The 24,869-nt window shown below is 37.5% G+C and carries 17 protein-coding genes and 1 riboswitch; all 17 genes read left to right on the plus strand.

Annotation, left to right across the window (positions count from 1 at the left end):
* The first annotated feature begins 54 nt into the window (after positions 1 to 54).
* The 17 genes from JCM15579_RS13505 to cobM all read left to right on the plus strand — a co-directional run bounded on the left by JCM15579_RS13505 (position 55) and on the right by cobM (position 24,711).
* Positions 55 to 1,410, plus strand: coding sequence for a thioredoxin family protein (locus JCM15579_RS13505; protein ID WP_054720988.1), 1,356 nt, complete (start codon positions 55 to 57; stop codon positions 1,408 to 1,410).
* 54 nt (positions 1,411 to 1,464) lie between these two features.
* Positions 1,465 to 2,793 carry a thioredoxin fold domain-containing protein gene (locus JCM15579_RS13510; protein ID WP_054720989.1) on the plus strand — a complete coding sequence of 443 codons (1,329 nt, stop codon included), beginning with the start codon at positions 1,465 to 1,467 and terminating at the stop codon, positions 2,791 to 2,793.
* Positions 2,794 to 2,837: 44 nt separating this feature from the next.
* Complete coding sequence (locus tag JCM15579_RS13515; RefSeq protein WP_054720990.1) at positions 2,838 to 4,211, plus strand: thioredoxin family protein; 1,374 nt, start codon at positions 2,838 to 2,840, stop codon at positions 4,209 to 4,211.
* Between the two features lie 94 nt (positions 4,212 to 4,305).
* Complete coding sequence (locus JCM15579_RS13520) at positions 4,306 to 7,116, plus strand: M16 family metallopeptidase (RefSeq protein WP_054720991.1); 2,811 nt, start codon at positions 4,306 to 4,308, stop codon at positions 7,114 to 7,116.
* Positions 7,117 to 7,349: 233 nt separating this feature from the next.
* Positions 7,350 to 8,018, plus strand: a complete 669-nt coding sequence (locus JCM15579_RS13525; RefSeq protein ID WP_054720992.1) for a hypothetical protein — start codon at positions 7,350 to 7,352, stop codon at positions 8,016 to 8,018.
* A gap of 407 nt (positions 8,019 to 8,425) precedes the next feature.
* A riboswitch (cobalamin riboswitch) is annotated at positions 8,426 to 8,643 on the plus strand.
* 115 nt (positions 8,644 to 8,758) lie between these two features.
* Positions 8,759 to 10,942, plus strand: coding sequence for a TonB-dependent receptor (locus JCM15579_RS13530; RefSeq protein WP_054720993.1), 2,184 nt, complete (start codon positions 8,759 to 8,761; stop codon positions 10,940 to 10,942).
* A gap of 2 nt (positions 10,943 to 10,944) precedes the next feature.
* Positions 10,945 to 12,423, plus strand: coding sequence for a PepSY domain-containing protein (locus tag JCM15579_RS13535; protein ID WP_157471479.1), 1,479 nt, complete (start codon positions 10,945 to 10,947; stop codon positions 12,421 to 12,423).
* A gap of 4 nt (positions 12,424 to 12,427) precedes the next feature.
* Positions 12,428 to 13,303, plus strand: a complete 876-nt coding sequence (locus tag JCM15579_RS13540; protein WP_054720995.1) for a sirohydrochlorin cobaltochelatase — start codon at positions 12,428 to 12,430, stop codon at positions 13,301 to 13,303.
* A 10-nt stretch (positions 13,304 to 13,313) separates the two neighbouring features.
* The gene (locus JCM15579_RS13545; protein WP_054720996.1) at positions 13,314 to 14,435 is read left to right on the plus strand and encodes an ABC transporter substrate-binding protein; all 1,122 of its coding nucleotides are present in this window, start codon (positions 13,314 to 13,316) and stop codon (positions 14,433 to 14,435) included.
* Positions 14,432 to 15,478: a FecCD family ABC transporter permease gene (locus tag JCM15579_RS13550; protein WP_054720997.1), complete on the plus strand. Its 1,047-nt coding sequence runs from the start codon at positions 14,432 to 14,434 to the stop codon at positions 15,476 to 15,478. Before JCM15579_RS13545 ends, JCM15579_RS13550 begins: the two co-directional genes overlap by 4 nt.
* A gap of 2 nt (positions 15,479 to 15,480) precedes the next feature.
* The gene (locus tag JCM15579_RS13555) at positions 15,481 to 16,500 is read left to right on the plus strand and encodes an ABC transporter ATP-binding protein (RefSeq protein WP_054720998.1); all 1,020 of its coding nucleotides are present in this window, start codon (positions 15,481 to 15,483) and stop codon (positions 16,498 to 16,500) included.
* On the plus strand, positions 16,497 to 17,306 hold the full coding sequence (locus JCM15579_RS13560; protein ID WP_054720999.1) for a nitrilase-related carbon-nitrogen hydrolase: 810 nt from the start codon (positions 16,497 to 16,499) through the stop codon (positions 17,304 to 17,306). Before JCM15579_RS13555 ends, JCM15579_RS13560 begins: the two co-directional genes overlap by 4 nt.
* Positions 17,307 to 17,539: 233 nt before the next feature.
* Complete coding sequence (locus JCM15579_RS13565; protein WP_054721000.1) at positions 17,540 to 18,859, plus strand: cobyrinic acid a,c-diamide synthase CobB; 1,320 nt, start codon at positions 17,540 to 17,542, stop codon at positions 18,857 to 18,859.
* Positions 18,856 to 19,545 carry a precorrin-2 C(20)-methyltransferase gene (gene cobI / locus JCM15579_RS13570; protein WP_054721001.1) on the plus strand — a complete coding sequence of 230 codons (690 nt, stop codon included), beginning with the start codon at positions 18,856 to 18,858 and terminating at the stop codon, positions 19,543 to 19,545. Before JCM15579_RS13565 ends, cobI begins: the two co-directional genes overlap by 4 nt.
* Complete coding sequence (cobJ, locus tag JCM15579_RS13575; protein WP_054721002.1) at positions 19,538 to 20,941, plus strand: precorrin-3B C(17)-methyltransferase; 1,404 nt, start codon at positions 19,538 to 19,540, stop codon at positions 20,939 to 20,941. The genes cobI and cobJ overlap by 8 nt, the downstream gene beginning before the upstream one ends.
* Positions 20,942 to 21,510: 569 nt before the next feature.
* Positions 21,511 to 22,689 carry a precorrin-6y C5,15-methyltransferase (decarboxylating) subunit CbiE gene (gene cbiE, locus JCM15579_RS13580; protein ID WP_054721003.1) on the plus strand — a complete coding sequence of 393 codons (1,179 nt, stop codon included), beginning with the start codon at positions 21,511 to 21,513 and terminating at the stop codon, positions 22,687 to 22,689.
* 249 nt (positions 22,690 to 22,938) lie between these two features.
* Positions 22,939 to 24,711: a precorrin-4 C(11)-methyltransferase gene (cobM, locus tag JCM15579_RS13585; RefSeq protein ID WP_054721004.1), complete on the plus strand. Its 1,773-nt coding sequence runs from the start codon at positions 22,939 to 22,941 to the stop codon at positions 24,709 to 24,711.
* The last annotated feature ends 158 nt before the right edge of the window (positions 24,712 to 24,869 follow it).

Raw genomic sequence — 24,869 nt, forward strand, 5'->3', positions numbered from 1 at the left:
GCTCAAATTTGACGCCGGATATCATTACCTTAAAGCAACTAATAATTAAATAGTATGAAAAATATTGGATTAGCATTTTTTCTATTCTTATTTACGGGAAGTGTGGCTGTGTCGCAAGGGATAGATTTTCAGCATATATCACATGAGGAGGCTTTGCAAGAGGCCAAAAAGCAAGATAAACTAATTTTTATTGATTTTTACACCGTTTGGTGTGGGCCATGCAAGGCATTGGCCAAAGGGCCTTTTTTGGATGAAAAATTAGGAGCCTACTACAATCAGCATTTTATTAATTTAAAGTTAGATGCTGAAAAAGAAGGGCGAGAAGTTGCTAAAAAATATAAAATAACGGCATATCCAACGCTTCTGTTTATCAATGCAAAAGGTGAGAAAGTTTACAAAGTAACCGGTTCGCGCGATGTTGAGTCTTTAATTAAGTCGGGTGAGGCAGCTAGGCAATCAACAAAGGGTAACCAGAGTCTTAAAGCCTTGCAAGAGCAATTTTCGTTGAAACCTCAGGATGAGCAATTTCTGAAATTATATTATCAGAAAATGATAGAATATGGTGTCAGTCCTACCGAAGGTATCGAGGCGTGGTTAAAGGTGCAGACCGAGATAAAAGAGTCTGACGTAGATATGATGGAGTTCTTGATGGATAATCAGCGTTACTTGCTGGTTGGTGGTAAAGCCGAGCAAATAATTCAGGATAACTATAAGGAATATTGGGACATTGCAACGAGAGCGGAAGAAAGTACTTTAGAAAACTTCAAGTATAAAATGGCTGAGAACACTAAAAGCTATGCCTATTATAATAAGAGCCCTGAGGCTATGCGCCGATTTATAACAGCATGGAAAAAATTGCCAGAGAAAAAGAACTGGATGGGGGGAGAAATGAAATCAGGTAACCTGATGGATTACGAGTTAGACTACCTTTTGCTGTCGAAAGATATTGAAGCCTATAAGGAACAGGCGGCAATTTATTTAGATAGTATTGTGTCGGCGAAACCAATTGAACAGATAAAAAAGGAAGACAAAGCTTACTACGAGGATTATAAGGCTAACAGGTATGCGCCCAGCATTATCGGAAATGCCACACTGGCAAAGCTTAAGCAAGGCAAAGAGGCACGTGAACAAGTAGCTTCCATCACCAAAACAGGTGCTTATTACTTAAAACATATTGAAAAATCCAAAGAGTATAAGCGTTTGACAACTTGGATTAACTATGGATCCAGACTATTGCCCGAAGATTACAGGATGGATAACCTGATGGCATTGGCTTTATACAAGCAAGGAAAGAAAAAGAAAGCAATAACCTTTAAAGAGGCCGCTTTAGCTAAACTGCCCGAACGTGATAAAAGACGTCGTTCAATCCAAGAGGAACTTGATAAAATGAAAAACGGCGAGAAGTTGTAATCAAGAGCAGCTTGAAATTATTATTAATTCAAATTCGATTAATCAGCAAAAAAAATGAAGCAATTATATAGTGTATTGGCAATGATGCTATTGCCAATGTTATTAATGGCGCAGGGTATCAATTTTGAACACGGAACATTCAGCGAGGCTTTGGCAAAGGCAAAGGCCCAGAACAAGCTGTTATTCATTGATGGTTATGCTGTGTGGTGTGGACCATGTAAAAAAATGACCAAAACAGTGTTTCTGGAAAAAGAGGTAGGTGACTATTTTGATGAACATATGGTAGCCATTAAGATGGATGTTGAGCGAGGTGAAGGACCTGCTATCAAACGAAAGTATGGTATAAGTGGTTTACCTGGATATATTATTGTTGATCGGGATGATAATGTTGTTTATCGTTTTTCAGGTGCAATGCCAACAGATCGGTTTATGTCACACATAAAAACAGCTGTTCTCAACGCTTCAAATGATAATAGTTTAAGTCAATTAACAGGCCGTTACGAGGCAGAAAAGAATAACGAACAGTTTCTTCGTATTTATTTGAACAAGTTAAAAGAAGGGAACTCAATCGGTTACACCGATGTGCTGGAGCAGTACTTAACTATTCAAAAAAGTTTTGATGAATTGAGTAAGGAAATGGTTGTTTTATTGGCCGACCATAGTGATGAAATAATTTATGGTGGTAAAGCTGATGAGATTATTCAGCGTAATTACGGTTCTGATGCCTGGAAACTTTATGTAAGAAAAGACATTCGTGAAGAATATCAGAAATTACCCCGAAACATGGTTGAAACCACAACTGATTATGCTGTTGCCAAAAAAGATACGGCAATATTAGAGTTGGTATTGAACCGTGCAGGAGAGGCAGGTGCCAAGGTTGACGAAAAACAACGTGAAAGAACCTATATTTTCTTCTATTTACGAACCGAGCAAGGTGAGAAATACAAAGCTTTAGTACATGATGATAATGAGGCTTTTATTCAGTCTGTTGAAGTTGATAAATTACGTGAGCAGTACATGAATTGGAAGCTTAAATTGGAAGCTGGCGATGTCAGAGCCAAATCCTCTACTCCTTTTTCCGTTCGAACTAGTCAACAAATTGCATCAATGGTTTACAATTATGCTCGCTTTGCTAAAATGGATGAAGAAAAGTCTGATGTTGTGCGTTGGATGAAAGTGGCCTATGACATCATCCCAGGCGATTCAAAAATAATGAGCCAATATGCCATAGTGTTTTATTTATATGGTAATAGCAAAGAGGAGGCTGTTAAAGTAATGGAAGAGGCATATCAAGCTGCATTAAAAAGCGATAGTAAAAATGCGGAAGGAATCAAGGCTGATTTGAAAATCATGAAAGCAGGCGGTAAAATTTATCTTAAATAGGAAAAAATAATCAATAATTTACCATCTATAATAAGAATAACATCATGAAAATAAGAAATATACTGATTGTATTTGTGTTTTTAAGTTTTATAACGGCTTGTGCCGAAAAACAACCAGGAATAGATTTTAAAAACATCACATTTAATGAGGCTTTGAAAAAAGCAGAAAAGCAAAACAAGCTCATTTTTATTGATTTCTACACCGAATGGTGTGGTCCCTGCAAACGATTGGCAAAAGGGCCATTTCTTGATCCTGAAGTTGGGGATTTTTACAACGAAAACTTCATTAGCCTGAAATTAGATGCCGAAAAAGAAGGACTTGATGTGGCTAAAATTTACAAAGTAAACTCATATCCAACCCTGATGTTTTTAAAAGGAGACGGAACAATGATTTATAGGGGAGGAGGAAACAAGCACGGTAGCGACATGATTGGATTTGGTGAAAAAGCATTGCAAGCTCTTGAGCAAGGAAACAATTTGGAAAAATTACAAACCGAATTCAAGCAAAAGAAAAACGATGAAGCCTTTCTGAAACAATATATCAGTAAAATGACCGAATACGGAGTAAGTCCAACACAAGGCATTGAAGCATGGTTGCGAATACAAACTGAAATAGAGGAAGACAGTAAGGAAATGTTTCAATATCTGCTAAACAGCCAAAAATATTTTATGGCAGATAGTTATGCATGGAATTTAGTTGACAAATACTACGATAGCTATACAAAACTTGCCAATAAGTCTGAGAAAAGAAGACTTGATTGTATGAAAAGTGATTTGTTGAGAAATACCATCAGCGAAGCATATCGCCTTCAAAGTCCTGAACTGATGCACCTGTTTATTAACAAAAATAAAGCTTTGGGAAATACTGAATACAGACATAAGAGTATGGAATATTACGAGCTGATGTGTCAACTGCTTTCAAATGAAATAGGCATGTTTAAAAAACAAGCAATAACCTACGTTGAAAATATAAAGACTGTACAACCTGTAGATGAAGTCAGAAAAGCTGACAAAGCAGAATACAACAGCAGAAAGAAAAGCTACGAAAAAAGAACAGATGCTGGTGGTAAAAATATTTTGAAAGAGTTAAAAGAAGGAATGCAAGCCAACCAAATTGTAAAGGATATAGTTGATGTAGCTCACTATTATTTGCAATATGCAGACAATGAAAAAGATTTTGAATATATAAATGACTGGATCAGTTACTGTAATAGGCTTATTCCCAATAAGTATTTGGTTGAGAATCTTCAGGCAAATAATCTTTATAAACAAGGAGAAACCACTAAAGCAATTGAATTAAAAACCAAAGCTTTAAGTGACTTCCCCTACAATTATAAAAAAAGAGTGAATGTTGAACATGAATTAGGCTTAATGAAACAAGGAGAAGGTTTACTTACAATTGCGGTGAATGGCAAGTAAATGTACTTAACAAAGTGAAAGCTGAAGTTTAATAGTAATGAATTATAAGATTAAAATTGAATAATATTAGTCTTATTTGAAAAATAATATTTTTATGCGTAAACTACTGTTATTAATATTAGGATTAAACCTAATTAGCAATATTGCAGGGGCACAGCAATTCGCTGACTTATCGCAACCAGTACCTTTTGATACGACTATTAGAAAGGGTGTATTACCTAATGGCCTAACTTATTATTTGAAGCGTAATATCAATCCTAAAGGCTTAGCCAGTTTTTATATTTACCAGAATGTGGGAGCTTCGCTTGAAACAGAGCAACAAGATGGCCTGGCGCATTTCTTGGAACACATGGCCTTTAATGGTACAAACACTTTTCCAGGTAAAGCAATGTTAAATATGCTGGAGCATAATGGGGTGAAGTTTGGGAAGGATATTAACGCCTATACCACAAAAAATGAAACAGTTTATAATCTGAGTCGTGTTCCAACAAAGGACAGTGGTCTTGTTGATTCGTGCCTGTTGATTTTACGCGATTGGTGTGATGAGCTATCGCTTGATGAGGAAGAGATTGATGCCGAAAGAGGGGTGATATCGGAAGAATGGCGCACGCGCCATACACCTGGCTTCAGATTACAGGGAAAAATAGCACCAACCATTTATAATGGCAGTATCTATGCTTACCGTGATGTGATTGGGGAACTGAATGTGATTCAGAACTTTGACCCGGAAGAACTTAGGAAATTTTACCACGAGTGGTATCGGACGGATTTACAGGCGGTTGCTATTGTCGGAGATATTGATGTGGATGCAATGGAGCAACGTGTGATTGAGCTGTTTTCTGCTATACCTGCCATTGAGAATCCCAAAGAGCGTAAGGCTGTGATCATTCTGGATAACCAGGAACCAATGTATGTTCAGGTAAAAGATAAAGAGTATAAAAACGTTAATATCAATCTGAAAATAAGGCATAAAAAAAGCACGGATAACACCATGCAAAGTCTTCGGGACTCATATGTAAACAGCTTTTTTAATGCTTTAATGAAAGGGCGTTACAAAGAATTGGTATTAAGAGGAAAAGTGCCTTTTTTATCGGCAAGTGCAGGCTATGGTCCTCTTGAAAGAGACTATAGTACTTTTGATGTGTACGCAGTCGCTAATATAGGGAAAGAGTCGGAGGCGTTTGAAGCGGCTTATACAGAGTTGCAGCGGGTTATTCAGCATGGCTTTACCAACGAAGAGTTGGAACGTTTGAAAGTCAATACTCTGGTTGCTGTTGAAAACAATTATAAAAAAAGAAACAGCATTAGCTCTGATGGCTACTGTAAAGCCATTAAAAGAGTGTATTTGGAAGGTCAGGCTGTTTCTGATGCAAAGTTCAAATACCTTTTTGCCAAAGAGATTATTCCTGGTATTACGGTGGAGGAAGTATCTGCTGTGGCCTCAAAATATTTGAGTGACATCAACAGGGCCTATGTGGTGACCGGTCCCGATAATGGGGCGGATTCTTTACCTACACAAGAGGAGATTGAAGCCATAATAGCAATGGTGGAACAAAGCACTATTGAGCCTTATGTGGATAACACGCCAGTGGATGCTCCATTAATGAGCACCACTCCAATACCTGGTAAAGTTGTTAGTGAGAAGACCATTGACGGGTTTAAAGCCCAGGAATGGACGCTTTCAAATGGCGCTAAGGTGGTCTTTAAGCAAGTTAATAATAAGACCAATAAGGTTATCCTCAAGGCGGTCAGCAAGGGAGGAAAGTCGTTATATGATGTGAAAGATATACCATCATTCAGAGCTGCTTCAGCATTTGTATCTGGTTTTGGTATTGGTGCTCACGATCCTATTCAGTTTAAGAAGATTACTGCTGGTAAAACACCCTCGTGTGGCTTTAAGTTCGGAGAATATGAGGAATCTGTTTCAGCCAGTACGATGGTTAAGGATTTGGAAACCATGTTACAGTTAGTCTATATGCGTTTTGAAGAGCCACGCTTTGACCGTAATGCTTATGATCAACTCATGGAACGCAATTATTACAACATTAATAATAAGGTGGAAACGGCTAAAGATCTCATGAGGGATACCTTGACCATCCTTAGCAATAATGGTGATCCACGCTTGTTAGCATTTGACAAAGACTACTTAGAACAGATGGATTTCGAACGTATGAAGGAGATCTATTTCGAGCGTCTATCTAATGCGGCAGATTTCACATTCTTCATTATCGGTGATGTAGATGCCGAAACACTTAAACCACTGGTGGAGGAGTATATTGGAGCCATTAATTCAACAGGTGAAGTTGAAGAGTGGGTAGATAATGGAGACTATTTTCCGAAAGGGAAACATGAGCACCGCATTTATCTGCCAATGACAGAGCCAAAAGCTACTGTTGATTTGAAGATGAGAGCTGATGCTGATTATTCAAGAGAAACAATTATTTACCACAACATATTGGGTTCTGTACTTAACCTTCGCTATACCGAAAATATTCGTGAGAAGGAAGGAGGAACCTATGGTGTCAATGTACGCCCTACAGGCTCTCGTATTCCTGAAATGAAACTGGGATTAGAGATACGCTTTGATTGTGATCCTGCAAAGGCAGATCATTTAAAAGAGTTGGTATATAAAGAGCTAAAACAGGTTCAGAAATCAGTGCTTCAGTCCGATTTGGATAAGGTGGTTTTGAATATGAAAAAGAATAACCGCAAAGCTCTGATGAATAACAATTATTGGTTATCTGTATTGACTAAGTTTTACGAAACGGGAGAAAACAGAATGTTGCCCGAATATTTCGACGATGTGATTAATAATGTGACCACAAAAGAAATTGCTAAAGCAGCTAAGAAATTCCTAAAAAAGGCTGATGTATTGGATATAATGTTTTTGCCGAAGGCTAAGTAAACGAAAAGCTTGCTTTAAATTTAATTGTAGTGAAAAAAAGCAAAGAGCTGAATAAGTTTACTTTTTAATAAAGAGGCAAAGGAGGGAATGGTTATTATTAGAGAATTATTTAAACATCAGTAAAGAGGAGTTGGTTTATGAGGCTATGCATTGTCATTTAAATGATGGTAATCGTAGTTCGGCTAAAAGCTAAACTGGCTGTATTTATTTTGGTGTAGTATTAAATATTAAGAATGAGAAATTTATTATTATTAGTAGTAGTTTGTTGTTTTTTTTCATGCAACAAAGAATCAATTAGAATTTTAGGTAAAATTGAGGGTGTAGGTGATTCTAAAATAAAATTAAAGCTGAATACCAAAAGCGAGAAATCAAAAACAATCTTATCGGATGTTCAACTTAAAGATGGGGTGTTTGATGCATTTATCGAAAATGTAAAACCACCTTTTAAGATGACATTGGTAGTTGATGCAGAGAAAGAATATGATATCTGGATATTTCGTTATGGGAAGTTTAATTTTGAGATAGATAAAAAAGAATTGGTTATTGTTAATAATTCTTTTGAGAATACAGAATACGATCGGATTTTAAGAAAATATCAAAAAGCTTACATGGACAGTTTAGCAGAAAAAATTAGTTGGGTGCAAACTCACAAATCCGAAGAGAATTTATGTGAAGAGGATGAAGGTAAACTGTTTAAATATCGTAAAGAAATAAAGAAGGCTGTTACTCTTCGTAAAAAATCAATTCTAAGTACTTACAGAAAAGAACCTCAAAATCCGATTGCTATGGCTTTGATATTTGATGAATTTGAAAACTTAACATCATGGCAGAAGGAAGAGTGTTTGAAAAATGCAAGTAAGTATTTTTCTGATTGTGCAGTCAATTGGCAATTAAAAAACTAAACAGGTTAGAAAAAAAGAGCTGGTATCAAAAGTCGTGGAGCGTTGGGGATTTGAAAAATCTTATAGATATCTCTCCAAATATAAAATCTTTATTAGGCAGCCTCTTCATAAAGTCTGTAATGTATTGAAATATTTATTAGAAAATGATATTCTAACTAAGTTAACTGGTTATGTTTGAATAGCCATGAATGAGAGCAGAGGTAAAACGAATAATTTCCCATGCACATTTATCAATTCGTTCTCTGCTCTCAAACTCTAATAAAATTGTTGAAATTAAGAGATATATGGGTTGGGTTTAAGTCCTTCCCGAAGAGAAAGGATAAAAGCCGTTTCAGAAATGAAACGGCTTTTTTTATGCAATAAACTTTCCTGCTGAATAGCACACTTGCCAGTAAGAAAATAATATATACTTTTGCGACAGTAATGGTTCTAGTTGCATCTTCATGTGCAATAGGATTAAAAGGGAATGCAGTGAAAATCTGCAACAGTTCCCGCTGCTGTAAGTCTGGTTCCAGAGTTTTGGGATCGCGGTTTTTATACTACAGCCACTGTTCGATTTTAGATTGAATGGGAAGGCATAAAAATCAGGATAAGTCAGAAGACCTGCCATCACAATGATTAAACATTTTGCTTCCGGGACAGAAGTTTGTGTTTGGGACTTATTGGTTTTAATGTTCTGAATTATTCTCGTTGTTCATAAGGATTGCAAAGTGAAGTTATTAATGTTTTAATATCTTGCTATGCAAAAGATTTATGTTGTAGCTATTATGCTACTGATTTCAGTGACTTTCGTTAATGCACAGAATGCTGTGCTAAAAGGGGTGGTAACCCAAAATAGTAACCAACAAGCAATGCCTGGTGCTAGTGTATATTTCTCAGGCACTACTACAGGTACAGCGACAAATAACAAAGGCGAATACCAGATTAAGAATTTAGCACCAGGGGATTACGATTTGGTTGTATCCTTTTCGGGATATAGTCGTCAAAAGCAGAAAATCATCATTAAGGAAGGTGTCAATGTTCTTAATTTTACAATGATGGAATCCAAAAGTCAGTTGGGAGAAATTGTTGTAACTGGAACTGGTACCGCGCATCATTTAAAAACAGCTCCGGTTCAAACAGAATTGATTAGTAAAAAAGCCATTGCAAGTGCAGGAGCTTCAGATTTTAACGAGTTGATGATGAATGTAAGTCCATCATTTGATTTTAATCCAGGAACAATGGGAGCCATGATGACCATTAATGGTTTGGGAAACGACTTTATTCTTGTGCTTGTTGATGGCAAACGTATGTATGGAGATGTTGGTGGAAATACCGATCTAAATAGAATTAATCCTGATGATGTTGAGCGTATTGAAGTATTAAAAGGTGCATCTTCTTTACTATATGGATCGGATGCTATTGCTGGTGTTGTAAACATCATTACAAAAAAATCAAAACAAAAGGTAAATGTTTCCAATACGAGTCGTATTCGCGAATATCGGACTTATCAACAAAGCAATACGGTTGATCTTAACCTGGGTAAGTTTTCATGGAATGGAAATTTTAACCACAAAAGAAGCGATGGATGGAAATTAAGTCCTTTTGAAATCAAAAAAGGACAACTGATTGAAACGGATAAAAGAGCACAATATGAGTACAACGATTTTACTTTCGCTCAAACTTTAAAATTTCGTGCCACTAAGAAATTGGAAGTTTATGCCGGGAATTCATTTTTCAAAAAGCATGTAATAAGACCTACTTCTATTTATAAATATGGTTATTTCTATACCGATAAGTCTTTTGAAGCAGGAGCCAAGTATTTATTAAATAAAAAAGATTACGTATCCGTTGACTATAACTTTGATCAGTACAGATATTATTATCGATACAATCAAGATTACAAGGGTTATAAGAAAAGTGATAAAGACATTCAGAATGATCAAAGAATGAGCAATTTTAGAATGAAATATGTAAATATCATTTCTAAAAATAACACTCTTACTTTAGGTGCAGATTATCTGAGAGAGAAAATGGTATCTGAAGATCGTTTGGTAAACGGAAAGGCTGAGGCCAAAACAATAGCTTTTTATGCCCAGGAAGAAATCAAGTTGCTTGAAAAACTTCAGTTGGTAGCAGGAACCCGTTATGTAAAGCACAATGAATTTGGTAGTGCTTTTACTCCAAAAGTATCTTTACTTTACAAGCTAGATCATTTTAATTTCCGTGGGACTTATGGATATGGATTTAAAGCTCCTACTGTAAAAGAATTGTATTACGCCTACGAAAAAGGAGGAACTCTTTATTTAGGTAATGAAGATTTGGATCCTCAGAAATCGCAATATTCTTCATTAGGTGTAGAGTTTCATAATGATTTCCTTTCGGCAAGCATTACAGGATACATCAATAATGTAGATGATTTGATCGCATATGAGACTATTGATCTTGAACCTGGTGATGCAGAAAATGAAATCACAAGAAGACTCAAACATTACAATGTTGAGGAATCGAAATCTCAAGGGATTGATTTCTTACTGAATGCTAAATTAGGAGCAGGTTTTACGCTCGGAGGTGGATACAGCTATGTTAATGCCAAAGATGAAACTACAGGAGAAAAATTAGATGGAGTTGCTGAAAATTATGGAAATGTTCGTTTGGCTTACGATCGTTCATGGAAGAACTATTCGTTTAGCGCAACGATTCTGGGACGTATTCAGGATGAAAAATCGTATGATAATGATGATGATAATGCCAAAGGATACGATATCTGGAAGCTAACTACTAATCACAAATTTTTAAATCTTGGCTCATTCATTTTTGAAGCTCAACTTGGAGTTGATAACATTTTCGACCATGTAGATGATAGTCCTTATGGCTCTCATTACGGAACCATTAATCCAGGGCGCACATTTTTCGCTGGTATTACAATCAATTTTGCTAAATAGTTTTGAAAGGATTAAATAAATATCTCATTCAAATCCATAACATATCAGGTTCATTATTGAGCCTGATGTTTGTGGTTTGGTTCATTTCTGGTATCGTTCTTATTTTCGATGGTTTTCCTCATGCTTCTCGCAAAGATCGATTTTTACATCTTACCGAGTTTCATAAACAGGATTTTGAGAATTTACAAGCGCCTCCAAAATCTTTCAATGGTAAAGTTACATTGGAATTGTGCGATGGAAAACCTGTTTATAGAGTTAAATCAGGCCGAAAATCCCAAAAAACTTATGATGCCATAAGTTTAAAGCAGCTCGCTTCTTTTGATGAAAATCATGCCAAAAAGCTAAGCTCATCTTTTAACGGATATCCTGTAAAGGAAATAGAAAAGATGAATGAATTGGACGATTGGATGCCATGGTCTTACTATCGACCTTTATTGCCATTGTACAAATGCAAAATGAGTGACCCGGCTCATACTGTTTTATACATTTCAGAAAAAACAGGTGAGATTGTACAGGAAACCAACAGAAGGGCCAGATGGAGTGCACGGTTTGGAGCAATTCCGCATTGGATTTACTTTAAAAAACTTCGCTTGGCGAAAGATACATGGAGATTGGTCATTATCATTCTATCCTCATTAGGAATTTTGATGTCTGTAACAGGCATTTATGCTGGATTGGTTCGACTTCGAAAGAGAAAAGAAAAGGGAATCAGTCCATACAAGAAGTTTTGGTACAAGTGGCATCACCTAACAGGTTTTTTCTTTGGTATATTTGTGTTCACTTTTATTTTGAGTGGATTGGTTTCTGTTACTTCAATCCCCGACTGGATGGTTGGTGTAAATTCTAAAGAGAAGGTTGACATTGAATGGAATCAAAAGTTAGAATTATCGGGTCATAAAAATATAGTACCAAAGGAAATTTTTACAGCTCTAAACAATAAGGAAGGAGTTCGCAAAATTGAGTGGAAAACCGTTTTAAATACTCCTCAATTCAGAGTTTATTACGACGATTATCAAAAATCTGAGATTTACACTTTAGATGATGGTAAAGTGATTCCACAAAAGAAATTTAGTTTAGCGGATATCAAACAACAGTCCGAAGAGAAATTCAAGAATACCTCATTTTCTGTGGTTGAGCAGCAAAATTACGACAATTATTACTCTGGATCAGCTATGTATTATATGCCACGAATGGCATATAAGATTGAAATTGATGATGTTGCAAAAACTTGGTTATACATTGATCCTGCAAGTGGAGAACGCATTAAAAAATTAACTAAAAATACTCGATTACGTCGTTGGTTGTATCGCTTTTTTCACACATTGGATTTAGCCATACTAAAGCAATATGACACGATAAGAAAAACTCTTTTAGTTCTCTTATCACTAATTGGTTTAGCAGTTAGTATTACAGGAACGAGGCTTTCTTTTAAATGGTTTAGAAGAAATTACAACAAACTAATTAAAACTAAAAAATTATAGCACTATGAAACGAATTTTGCATTTAAGTATATTTTTCTTGCTGATAATGAATGTACAAATGACATATGCGCATAAAAAAGCAGAGGACAAAAAAGGCATTCTTTTGGTAACATTTGGAAGTAGTTATCCTGAGACCAGAGTGGCATTCGAGAATATTGATAAAATTGTAAAAGCTGAGTTTCCTGATGTGGAGATTAGATGGGCTTATACTTCAAAAATGATTCGAAAGATCATTCGCAAACGAGGAGGTGTAGTTGATTCTCCTGCTGAGGCATTAGCTAAAATGGGAGAGGATGGGTTTACGCATGTTGCGGTTCAATCCTTACATATCATTCCTGGTGAAGAGTATGATAATTTGAAGCATACAGTAGAAGCATTCAATGGAATGCCAAAAGGAATTAAAGTAACAGAGATAGGAACTCCACTGCTTTTCTTAGATCATGATCATATGCAATTGGCGGATGCTCTTCACCAACAGTTTAAAAACAAATTGAATTCAAAAACAGCAGTTCTGTTTATGGGACATGGTTCTCATCATCAATCCAATATTTATTACCCAGGATTTGAGTACTATTTAAAGCAAAAATCTGATCAGTATTTTGTAGGAACTGTAGAAGGTTTTCCTTTGTTGGATGCTATTCTTCCTCAGTTAAAATCGAATGGAATTAAAAAGGTAATATTAACTCCTTTTATGTCGGTAGCTGGTGATCACGCGCGAAATGATATGGCTGGAAGTGAAGAAGACAGTTGGAAAACTATTCTTGAAAAAGAGGGATTCACCACAGAAATTGATATGATAGGCTTGGCGGAATATGATTCTGTTGTTGGAATTTGGGTTGAACATTTGAAAGCAATTTGTCAAGAGCTAGGAATTCGTTAAAATCTGAATCATGAAAAAGATTATTTTTCTTCTGACTATAAGTTTAAGCTTGTTTTTTTATGCTTGTAATAACAAGTCATCAAAAACAAAAAAAGAAAACAAACAAGAGGAAGTCATAGAGATATCATTAAATCATGCTAAAGAATTCAAGATTGAAAAGCATGGTGACAAGACACTTGTAAAGATTCATAAAAAAGGAGAAGATGGAGTTTTTGATACTTTCAATCTTGCAAAAGATAAAGCCAAGGCAAAAGGTATTCCCAATAGCATTCCGGTTCCTTGCAAGAGAATTGTCTGCCTTTCGAGTACGCAGTTAAGTTACTTTTTTGCCTTGGATGATATTGATGATATCGTAGCCATAAACAGTAGTCGTTACCTGCGACACGAAGGAATGAAAGCCTTGGTTGAAGCTGGAAAGGTGAAAAGAATTGGAAAAGAAGGAAACTTTAATCTTGAAATGCTGGCTGCTCTCGATCCGGATGTAATATTTGTATCTCCGTTTAAAGTTGGAGGTTTCGATGTATTGAGAAACCTTGGGATTCCTTTGGTGCCAATGGCTGCCTATAATGAGGAAACACCATTGGGACGTGCAGAATGGATTAAAATGCTTGCTCTTTTTGTGGGGCAGGAAGAGAAAGCAGATTCTATTTTCAATGGAATTGAATCCCGATACCAAAACCTAAAAAAAATTGCCTCGAATGTTGAAAAGCGACCAACAGTCTTCTCAGGAAAGATGAGATCGGGAAGTTGGTATGTTCCAGGAGGAAATAGTTTTTATGCGCATTATTTTCGCGATGCTGGAGCTGATTACATTATCAAAGATGATATGCAAGGAGCTTATCCGGTAGATTTTGAGACCATATACAGCAAGGCTTCCAAATGTGATTTTTGGAGAATTATTCATCCCGAAAAATCAGGATTAAGCTTAAAAGATTTGGGTGAGCAGGACCCAAGATATATGGATTTTAATGCATTTCAGAATAAGAATGTAATTTTGTGCAACATTCGTGAAAAACCATATTATGAACAAGCAGGTATGAAACCTGATGTTTTATTGGCAGATTACATTCATTTTTTTCATCCGGAATTATTGCCGGAGCATAAACCTTATTTTTACGAAAGGCTGAAATGATCCATAAATTAGGAAGAATATCAATTGTAATTACACTGGCAACACTGTTGCTGGTTTTTCTTGTTTTATTGAACCTGGTGTTGGGATCCATACACATCCCATTGTCGGAGATTAAAGCAATTTTGTTTACAGGAGAAGAGGTAAACAGAATTTATGAAAACATCATTCTTAAAACAAGATTGCCCCAAACTATAGTTTCTCTGGGGGCAGGTATGGCCTTGGGAGTAGCAGGTTTGTTGATGCAAACTTTGTTTCGAAATCCGCTTGCCGGCCCGTCGGTTTTGGGAATTTCATCAGGTTCGAGTCTTGGTGTTGCTTTTGTAATGCTATTTACCGGAAATATTCTGGGATTTACCTTTACCAGTCTGGGAGCTTGGGGAGATTTTGCGGTTGTATTTTCATCCTTAATTGGAGCGGCCTTGGTTTTGGCTTTGATCCTTTTTATATCGCATCGTATTGGAGGCACTTTAAGTGTCCTGATTATTGGAGTGATGATTGGATACTTAAGCAGTTCATTGGTAAGTTTACTGAAATTCTATAGCCCTGAAGAAGATGTATACAATTATGTGATTTGGGGTTTAGGTAGTTTTAGCCGTTTGGCAAGCGAGCGTGCAATGATGTTTGGTTTAATTACAGTAATTCCTTCTATTTTGGCAACATTTTTAAGCAAGTCCTTAAATCTTTTGGCTTTGGGAGATCGTTATGCCTCAAACCTGGGTTTGAATATCAAAAGAGCACGCTTTTTAATTATTGCCTTTTCGGGATTTTTAACGGCCATTGTGACTTCCTTTTGCGGACCTATTATTTTTATAGGAGTTGCAGTACCGCATTTGGCCAAATTGTTATCTAAAACATCAAACCACTTTTATTTGATATTGAATGCAGCTTTGCTGGGAGCAGCAACAGCCTTATTGTGTAATCTTTTGGCACGAATGCCAGGAATGGAGCAGGAAATGCCTATCAACTCGGTAACTGCATTTATTGGAGCACCAGTTGTGATTTGGGTAATTTGGAAGCGTAGAAAAGAAAATCGATTGGAGTAGTTATGGCAGAAAAAGAGATTCTTCATATCAACAAGTTGTGCATAGGTTACGGAAAAGGTAAACGTGCAAAAGTGGTGCATGATCAATTGCAAGCTAAAATGTTTGCTGGCGAATTGGTTTGTCTACTAGGCGAGAATGGAACAGGAAAAAGTACTTTAATTCGTACGATTTGCGGATTTCAACCAGCATTGGGAGGGGAAGCTACTCTTCTTGGCAAAGATCTGCTAAAGCTTTCCGAAAAGGAATTGTCGAAAATGGCATCCGTAGTACTTACCGATCGTGTAATTGTGCCCAATGCTACCGTAGAAGAATTGGTGGGCTTAGGAAGAAGTCCGTATACCGGAACATTCGGAATCTTAAATGATGAGGATAAAGAAATTGTTCACACTTCCATTGAGAAATGTGGGATTCTGCACAAGAAAAAGGAACGATTATCGAATTTGAGTGATGGAGAAAAACAAAAGGCGTTTATAGCGAAAGCTTTGGCACAGGATACTCAGATTATTATTCTTGATGAACCAACCGCCTTTTTGGATATGCCCGCTCGTGTTGAGATCATGCAATTACTAAGACAAATCGCAAGTAATTCAGGAAAATCAGTTTTGATGTCAACCCACGATTTGGATTTGGCCTTACAAATGGCAGATAAGTTATGGCTACTTTCAGCAGACAAAGGCTTGTTAACAGGAACGCCTGAAGATTTGTTATTGAGAAATGAATTTCAAACCATTTTTCAGAATAAAGGAATTGAGTTTGATAACAAAACAGGATTGTTTAGAGTTGGCTATGACTACAATCATGAGATTCCAGTAAAAGGTCACGGCTTTGAATATGTATTGCTTCGAAGAGCTTTTGCCAGAAATGGAATAAAAACCATACGCAAAGCAGAGGAAGATACCACCTGGCTTGAAGTGTGCAAAAATGGAAGTACGAGTTTTAAGTATTTCCAAAATGGAGAATGTGTGGGACAAGAGGAAACCATTGAGAACTTACTAACTCTAACTCTAAATAATCGGGGATGATAGTTGCAGCAGTAAGTTCAAAAAGTAGAATTGGCGATGTGGAGTTTAATCTATCCACCACGATGGATTGGATTAAAAGCTTCGATGCACAAGGAGTAGATTTTATTTTGTTCCCAGAGTTGAATTTGTCTGGTTATATAAGAGATATTGAGATTCTAAAAACGGTATTGCTAGAGAAAGAGGCTTTATTTACATCTTTAATGGAAATATCGAAGAATACGAATTCAGCATTTGCAGTAGGCTTTCCTGAACAAGAAAGAGAAAAGTATTTTATTACTCATTTTGTGTTTGACGGAGGAAAAATTATTGGGAAACATCGAAAAACACATGTAAGCATTACCGAAAAAGAGGTTTACTCTGAAGGTGATGAGATAAATGTATTTCCTGTGAAAGAAATGCTTGTAGGCATTCAGATTTGTTACGAAACACACTTTCCTGAAATCAGTGCCATTCAAGCACAAAAAGGAGCCAATGTATTGGCAATGGCTTTTGCATCTCCAAAAGAAACTTGTCAGGATAAAATTGAAAGATTTAAAAGATATATACCAGCCAGAGCATACGATAATTCTTGCTTTGCGATGATTTGCAATCAGGTCACCACAAATAAAAGAGGAACGGTTTTTCCTTGCGCAAGTCTGATTATTGATCCCAAGGGAAAAGTGCTTTCAGAATCCTTTGTAGAAGAAAATGAATTTGCTGTGGCGAATATTGATTTCCATGCAATCAATAGGATAAGAGAATCGAAAATGGCATACTTTAATGCTCATAAACGAACAGAATGGTTAAGAGAATACTATAAAAGTTAATCAAGTTTTCTTTATGTAGTAAGAACGTAAAAAGAGAAAGGAATCAGTCAATTTGAAATTCTCCTTCTAGGGGAGATCCCGACAGGGAGAGGGGTGTTTAGTTGAGTTTCTTATTTCACCCTTTTGTCTGTCGACATTTTCCCTGAGAGGGAAAAACTCATCTCGAAAATGAGATGACAATTTTAATTGAGCAAAAGGATATAAAAGTAATTTTCAAAACCTGGATTTGAATAATGGATAAAATAGATACAAATGCTTTTTTAATTGCAGCACCAAAGAGTAATTCTGGTAAAACCATGATTACTCTTGCACTAATGCAGGCATTGGTGAATAGAGGATTGAAGGTTCAGCCCTTTAAATGCGGACCCGATTATATCGATCCCATGCACCATACTAAAATTGCAGGTCAGCCATCATACAATCTGGACATGTGGATGACAGATGAGGATCATGTTCAACAAACATTTACTCAGCATGCTGCTATGGCAAATGTTTCCATTGCCGAAGGTGTAATGGGCTTGTTCGACGGAGCTCAAAAAGATGTTGGAAGTTCTGCGGCAGTTGTCCGCTTGCTTGATCTGCCAGTGATTTTGGTTGTGGATGCATCGAGTACGGCTTATTCTGTAGCTCCTTTGTTGTATGGATTTAAGAATTTCGATAAAAGCATAAATCTGGCAGGAGTTATTTTTAATAAGGTTGCAAGTGAATCACACTTTCAGTTTTTAAAAGAAGCTGCCATAGATGCAGGTGTTCATGTATTGGGCTACATGCCGCGTGACCAAAGACTGGCCATAGAATCAAGACACTTGGGATTACACCTTCCGGGTGAGAATCAAAATCGAGAAATCGTAAATGTTGCGGCTGAATTGCTGGAGAATCATGTTGATATTGATTTGCTTCTGGAAATTACGCAGAAGGAAATTCAGCCATTAACAAACCAAAATATAGATACAAAGCAGCAATTCAAAATTGCTTTGGCTCACGATGAGGCTTTCAACTTTTCCTATCAGGCAAACCGTGATGTTTTGGCAGAATTGGGAGAAGTGGTTGAATTTAGTCCATTGAACGATGAAGAATTGCCCGAGGCAGATTTGCTTTGGTTGCCGGGCGGATATCCGGAGTTGTTTGCAGAGCAATTGGCGAACAATGAAAAAATGAAACAGGCCATTGCTGAGTACATTGAAAGTGGCAAAGCTTTGATAGCTGAATGTGGTGGAATGATGTATCTGGGAAAAAATATCATTACCAAAGAAGGAGAAACTTACAGCATGACAGGTGTTTTTGACTTTGATACTTCCTTTGAAAATATGAAGCTACACTTGGGATATCGCGATTTGAAAGGAAAGGATATCAGTATAAAAGGACACGAGTTTCATTATTCAAATCTGATTGGAGAGGAAAAAGCCAGTGCAGATTATCAGGCCAAAACGGCAAGAGGGCGCGATGTTGAAATGCCTGTATTCAGAAGAAAGAATTGTTGGGCTTCCTACATGCACCTGTACTTGGGAAAAAGAGAGAAAATGTTGCAAATGATAAAAGAATTGGGATTATGAGTTTGGGAAAATTAATTGGAGTTGCATTAGGACCTGGTGATCCGGAATTGATTACACTTAAGGGTTTAAAGGCACTTCAGAATGCGGATCTTATTTTTTATCCGGCATCGAGCATAAAGGAATCGAAAGTAATTTCCTTTTCATACGATATATTAAAGCAGTTGAGTGTAGAAACCGAGTGTTTGCCGCTTGTGATTCCCATGACAGGGAAAAACAGGGAGATGCATTACCAAAAAGCCTTTGATGAGATTCATGAAGAATTGAAAAAAGGAAAAAATGTAGCTGTGGTTTCCGAAGGCGATGCTCTTTTTTATAGCACTTTTGGATACATTTTAAAGATAGCACAAGAAGCAAATGTTGACTGTAAAGTAATTCCCGGAATACCTGCTTTTATAGCGACAGGAGCCGAAGGAGAAAAATCGGTTACCGAAGGCGATCAGGCCTTAAAGGTAATTGCCCGACCAAAAGGTTTTGAGGAAATAGAAGAAGCGTTGAAAGAAAATCAAACATTGGTTGTAATGAAAATGAGTGTGCTCGATAACTGGAGTGATTTTCTTGAGAAACAAAATAGATCATTTTTTTATATCGAACGTGTGGGAACACCGCAACAGTATTCCACAAGTGATGTTCAGGATTTAAAGTTGCGAACAATACCTTACTTTTCATTAATTATAATTTATGCCTAAGAAAATATATAGCATAGGAATTGGACCAGGGAATGAGAAATTCCTTACTCCACAGGCTTTGCAAGCCATTCAGGAAGCAGAAGTGATTGTTGGTTACAGCTTTTATTTTGAACACATCAAGCAGTTGTCAGGAGGAAAAGAGCTGGTTGATACGGGTATGAAAAAAGAGCGCCAACGAGCAGAGAAAGCATTTGAAATAGCCGAATCAGGAAAAACTGTTGCCGTTATTAGTAGTGGTGATTCTGGTGTGTATGGAATGGCACCTTTGCTTTGGGAAATGAAAGCAGAAAAAGCTTCGGATGTTGATTTGGAAGTAGTTCCGGGAATCTCTGCTATGTTTGCAGCCGCATCAAAATTGGGAGCACCTCTGGGACACGACTTTTGTTCCATTTCCATGTCGGATTTGTTAACCCCATGGGAAAAAATTGAGAAAAGAATTGTAGCTGCAGCTAATGCCGATTTTGTAACAGCGGTTTACAATCCCTTAAGCAAAGGCAGATTCTGGCAATTGATGAGGTTGAGGGAATTGTTCCTGGAAGTACGTTCGCCTGAAACTCCAGTTGGAATTGCCCGAAATGTGGGAAGAGAAGATGAGAGCATTGAGGTAATTACCCTTGCCGAATTGGATGTGACCAAAGCCGATATGTTTACCGTTATTGTGATTGGTAACAGCCAAACTTTTAAGGCTCAAGGCAAGATGGTAACACCAAGAGGTTACTATGCTAATCAAAACAATAGCCAGGACAAGCTTGGACGCCGTATCATGAACGCAAGTTTCCAAACCATTTTGGATCATATCGATATCACAGATAAATCGTTGGCTCATGTTTGGGTGGCATTGCATTGTATTCACACGACTGCCGATTTTAAATTGAACGAATCGGTTGAGCTGAGCAATAATGTGGTGGAGCAATTGCACGAGAAATTTTATTCGGGAAAACCACCAGTTATTGTTACCGATGTTTCGATGGTGACAAGAGGAATTCGCAGAGCAACGGCAGCCAAATTAGGTCTTGAAATTAAATGTTATTTGGATGATGAGCGCGTGGCTGAAATGGCTTCGCAGAAAAATATTACAAGAACTCAGGCTGGAATCCAGTTGGCAGTAGAAGAGCATCCCGACGCCATTTTTGCATTCGGAAATGCACCAACTGCATTAATCGAGTTGATTAAATTCATTCGCAATGGAAAAGCAAATCCTGCGGGAGTGATTGCAGCTCCGGTTGGTTTTGTAAATGTAAAAGAAAGTAAATGGCAGTTAAAATATGGTTGTCCGGATGTTCCTGCAGTTTTTGTAAATGGCAGAAAAGGAGGAAGCAATGTGGCAGCAACCATTATCAATGCCATTTTAAGCTGGAGCGAAGCGGAACAAATGCATCCGGGTGAAGGTTTGTAGATTTTAGGTAATTGGAAAAGTTCATTTTTTTCTTTGCCTAAACTGGCACTGAAAAAAATGAAAAAGAGCTTTCCCTAAACTCGCAAAAGCCAAAATTGAATATTTCGAGCTTTGCCTAAACTGGCAAGGCTTAAAATTGAATATTTTGGGCTTTGCCTAAGCTGGCATCGCTTAAAATTGAATATTTTGAGCTTTACCAATACTGGCATCGTAAAAAATGAAAAAAAGCTTTACCTAAATCGGAATTGTAAGTGTCTCGCAGAATATTGTTGGGAATCTATGAATAAATAATTTGTAGACAGTTAAATGTTTGAATTCTCTCCTTCTAGGGGAGATCCCGACAGGGAGAGGGGTGTATTTTGGATTATATTTGTCTTATCTCACCCTTTAGTCTGTCGACAGTTTGTTCACATACAATTTTTACATTAATGTATTCACGAGCTCCACTTCGTTCCGGTTCCCTAAAAGGGAAAAACTCATTTTGAAAATGATAGATAAAGTGAACTATTGATATCCTGACTTAGAGTCAGAACATCAAATTAAAATTTGAGAAGATCAGCGAGAACGAAATGAAAATAAGCATCATAGGAATATCAGATTTAACTCCTGATTTTACAAAGAAGGAGTTGACTCTGATTCAATCGGGAAAATATTTTGCAGGAGGAAGTCGTCACCGTGAATTGGTGGGAGATTATCTGCCAGAGCAACACCATTGGCATGATATTGTAGTGCCCTTGTCAACACTATACGATGCCATAAACCATTCCAACAGCGATTGGATTGTGTTTGCTTCGGGCGACCCATTGTTTTATGGGATTGGCATTACATTAAAACGTGAGATTCCCAATGCAGAGCTTGATATTCTTCCTGATTTTAATTCCCTGCAATTGCTGGCGCATCGTTTTAAATTGCCTTATGGCGAGTTTCAAACCATTACGCTTACCGGCCGATCTTTCGAGCGATTCGATCAGGCATTGATTAGAGGTCAGGAGAGAATGGGAATTCTTACCGATAGAAAAAATACGCCCAAAAGCATTGCCGAGCGAATGTTACAATATGGATATTCGAACTACAAAATGTACTATGGTGAGCGCTTGGGAGGCGAAAGGGAACTTGTAAAGGAGTTGAGCTTGGAAGAAGCCTTGAGTTTGGATTTTAATCATCCGAATTGCTTTTACCTGGAAAAAACCGATGAGGCGATTCCTAAAAAGGGAATTAAAGAAAGAGATTTTGAACCCTTGGATGGTCGACCAAAAATGATTACCAAAATGCCCATTCGTTTGGCAACCCTTGCCTTAATGGAATTGCAAAATAAAAAGGTGTTTTGGGATGTGGGAGCATGCACGGGAAGTGTTTCCATCGAAGCTCGATTGAACCATCCGCATTTGAAGGTAAAATCTTTTGAGATTCGTGAAGAGTCAAGAGGGATCATTAAGCGCAATACAGAAACCTTCCAAACGCCGGGAATCGATATTTTTATTGGAGATTTTTTACAAACCGATAAGGCAGAAATAGAAAAACCAGATGCCGTATTTGTTGGCGGTTATGGTGGAAAAATGGATGAGGTACTGGATGATATTGATTTGCATTTGTTGGAAGGGGGAATCATTGCATTCAATTCGGTAAGCGAAAAAAGCAAATTGGGATTTAAACAATGGTGCAAAAAAATGTCATATCGAATGAAGCATGAAATGCTGGTAAGTGTGGATGAATTTAATCCGATAACCATTTTAGTAGCTGAGAAATAAAAGAAAATTAGATATATGTTTTGAGGGTCTCACTTCAAGTGAGGCTCTCAATAAAAAAAATAGAATTCTCCCTTTTAGGGGAGATCCCGACAGGGAGAGGGGTGTATTGTTTTCCAAAATTCACCCTTTTGTCTATCGACATTTTCCCTAAAAGGGAAAAATTTAATTTGAAACGGGAGATGATTTTATGCAGTTTCCAACGAGAAACAATAAGTAGTAAGTAAAGACCAAAACAGAACAAAATACATCATGTCAAAAATAATAATCACACATTCCGATAAGGGGGAGGCGCTTGCCAAATACATTACAAATAATGGATTTGAGGCTGAAATTATGCGCTCGCCAAAGAACTACGAAGAGCTTTGGAACAAATACGAAGCGTTAATTTTTATTGGAGCTTTGGGCATTTGCGTGCGCGAGATTGCCGCTTTTTTAAATGATAAAAAAACAGATCCTGCGGTGATCAATATAGCTGCCAACGGACAATTTGTTCAACCTGTTGTGTCGGGACATTTGGGGGGGGCAAATCAATTGGCGGAAGATATTTCTCGTCTGTTGGGAGCAACACCTGTTGTTACTACCGTTAGCGATACATCAGGCTTGTGGGCATTGGATTTATTGCCGGAAAAACACAATTGGACCTTGGATTGCAAGGGCAATCTTACCCAATTGATGGCAGCTTTTGTGAACAAACAGAAAACCGCTTTGCTGCTTGAGGTGCGCGATAAAGGAAGTCTGGTTTTGGAAACAGAAAAACCTGAACATGTAGATGTGTTTTTCAGTGCTGATGAAATCAAGCTGGAAGAGTACCAGGTGATTTTGGCAGTAACACCATTTGTTCATGATTTTGGAGCAAAAGTGATTTACTACCGTCCTAAAGTTGTACAATTGGGCGTAGGTTGTCAGCGCGATCTTCCTTTTGAGGCTTTCGAAATGGAATTGCTTTCGAAATTGGAATCGCAGCAAATTTCTCCATTATCGATTGCTGCTATCGGAACGGTTGACTTAAAAGCCAATGAAAAGGCATTGATTGAACTGTCTGCAAAATGGAACATTCCATTGAATCCATTTGGGGAAGAAGTATTATCACAATATGATATTCCAAATCCATCGCAAAAAGTAAGCGAGGTAACCGGAAGTTACAGCGTTTCCGAAGCTGCAGCCATGCATCTTTCGGGAAATGCTTTGTTGGTAGAAAAACAAAAAGCAAAAGCAGGTGAGAAGTACTTCACTTTTGCTTTGGCAATGGATAGGAATAGTGAACGTAAAGGTTTTGTAGAGTTTGTTGGGGCAGGTCCTGGCGATCCGGAACTGGTTTCGGTTCGTGGAAAAAGAATGCTTCAAACGGCCGATATGATTCTGTATGCAGGCAGCTTGGTTCCTAAAGAACTGACCAACTATGCAAAGCCTGGATGTGTGGTAAAAAGCTCGGCTGGCATGGATTTGATCACTCAGATTGAAAGCATGAAACCATATTACGATCGTGAATTGTTTGTGGTGCGTTTGCATACTGGTGATCCTTGTATTTATGGTGCCATTCAAGAACAAATGGCCATTATGGATCAACTGAAATGGAATTATCACATTACTCCGGGAATTTCTTCATTCCAGGCAGCAGCAGCGGCTTTGGAGTCACAATTTACCATTCCGGAGGAGGTACAAACCATCATTTTGACTCGTGGAGAGGGAAGAACGCCAATGCCAGATCGTGAGCAATTGAACAAATTGGCCCGATCGCAAAGTACAATGTGTATTTACCTGAGTGCTTCTATTGCCGAAAAAGTTCAGGCACAACTTTCGGAGCATTATCCACCGGAAACACCTGTGGCGGTTTGCTACAAATTAACCTGGAAGGATGAAAAAATCTATCGTTGTACACTGGAAACTTTGGCAAAGACTGTAGAAGAAAATAATTTGAAAATGACTACCATGATTGTTGTGGGGAAAGCCATAGACAACCGATCGGGATTTTCAAAACTGTACGATAAGAAATTTACTCACGCATTTCGCGAGGGAAAATAGAGTATTATAATACTTTGAGGGGCTCGCTTTAAGTGAGGTTCTCAATAAAAATCTTGAATTCTCCCTTTTAGGGGAGATCCCGACAGGGAGAGGGGTGCTATTGAGTAGATTTTTAAGGAATTCACCCTTTAGTCTGTCGACAGTTTCCCTTAAAAAGG

It is taken from the genome of Marinifilum fragile JCM 15579 (assembly GCF_001310955.1).
GTDB lineage: Bacteria > Bacteroidota > Bacteroidia > Bacteroidales > Marinifilaceae > Marinifilum > Marinifilum fragile.

Excerpts from the sequence above, each read along its gene's own strand:
- JCM15579_RS13505 (WP_054720988.1), top strand. The coding sequence starts at position 55 with ATGAAAAATATTGGATTAGCATTTTTTCTATTCTTATTTACGGGAAGT.
- JCM15579_RS13510 (WP_054720989.1), top strand. The coding sequence starts at position 1,465 with ATGAAGCAATTATATAGTGTATTGGCAATGATGCTATTGCCAATGTTA.
- JCM15579_RS13515 (WP_054720990.1), top strand. The coding sequence starts at position 2,838 with ATGAAAATAAGAAATATACTGATTGTATTTGTGTTTTTAAGTTTTATA.
- JCM15579_RS13520 (WP_054720991.1), top strand. The coding sequence starts at position 4,306 with ATGCGTAAACTACTGTTATTAATATTAGGATTAAACCTAATTAGCAAT.
- JCM15579_RS13525 (WP_054720992.1), top strand. The coding sequence starts at position 7,350 with ATGAGAAATTTATTATTATTAGTAGTAGTTTGTTGTTTTTTTTCATGC.
- JCM15579_RS13530 (WP_054720993.1), top strand. The coding sequence starts at position 8,759 with ATGCAAAAGATTTATGTTGTAGCTATTATGCTACTGATTTCAGTGACT.
- JCM15579_RS13540 (WP_054720995.1), top strand. The coding sequence starts at position 12,428 with ATGAAACGAATTTTGCATTTAAGTATATTTTTCTTGCTGATAATGAAT.
- JCM15579_RS13545 (WP_054720996.1), top strand. The coding sequence starts at position 13,314 with ATGAAAAAGATTATTTTTCTTCTGACTATAAGTTTAAGCTTGTTTTTT.
- JCM15579_RS13550 (WP_054720997.1), top strand. The coding sequence starts at position 14,432 with ATGATCCATAAATTAGGAAGAATATCAATTGTAATTACACTGGCAACA.
- JCM15579_RS13555 (WP_054720998.1), top strand. The coding sequence starts at position 15,481 with ATGGCAGAAAAAGAGATTCTTCATATCAACAAGTTGTGCATAGGTTAC.
- JCM15579_RS13560 (WP_054720999.1), top strand. The coding sequence starts at position 16,497 with ATGATAGTTGCAGCAGTAAGTTCAAAAAGTAGAATTGGCGATGTGGAG.
- JCM15579_RS13565 (WP_054721000.1), top strand. The coding sequence starts at position 17,540 with ATGGATAAAATAGATACAAATGCTTTTTTAATTGCAGCACCAAAGAGT.
- cobI (WP_054721001.1), top strand. The coding sequence starts at position 18,856 with ATGAGTTTGGGAAAATTAATTGGAGTTGCATTAGGACCTGGTGATCCG.
- cobJ (WP_054721002.1), top strand. The coding sequence starts at position 19,538 with ATGCCTAAGAAAATATATAGCATAGGAATTGGACCAGGGAATGAGAAA.
- cbiE (WP_054721003.1), top strand. The coding sequence starts at position 21,511 with ATGAAAATAAGCATCATAGGAATATCAGATTTAACTCCTGATTTTACA.
- cobM (WP_054721004.1), top strand. The coding sequence starts at position 22,939 with ATGTCAAAAATAATAATCACACATTCCGATAAGGGGGAGGCGCTTGCC.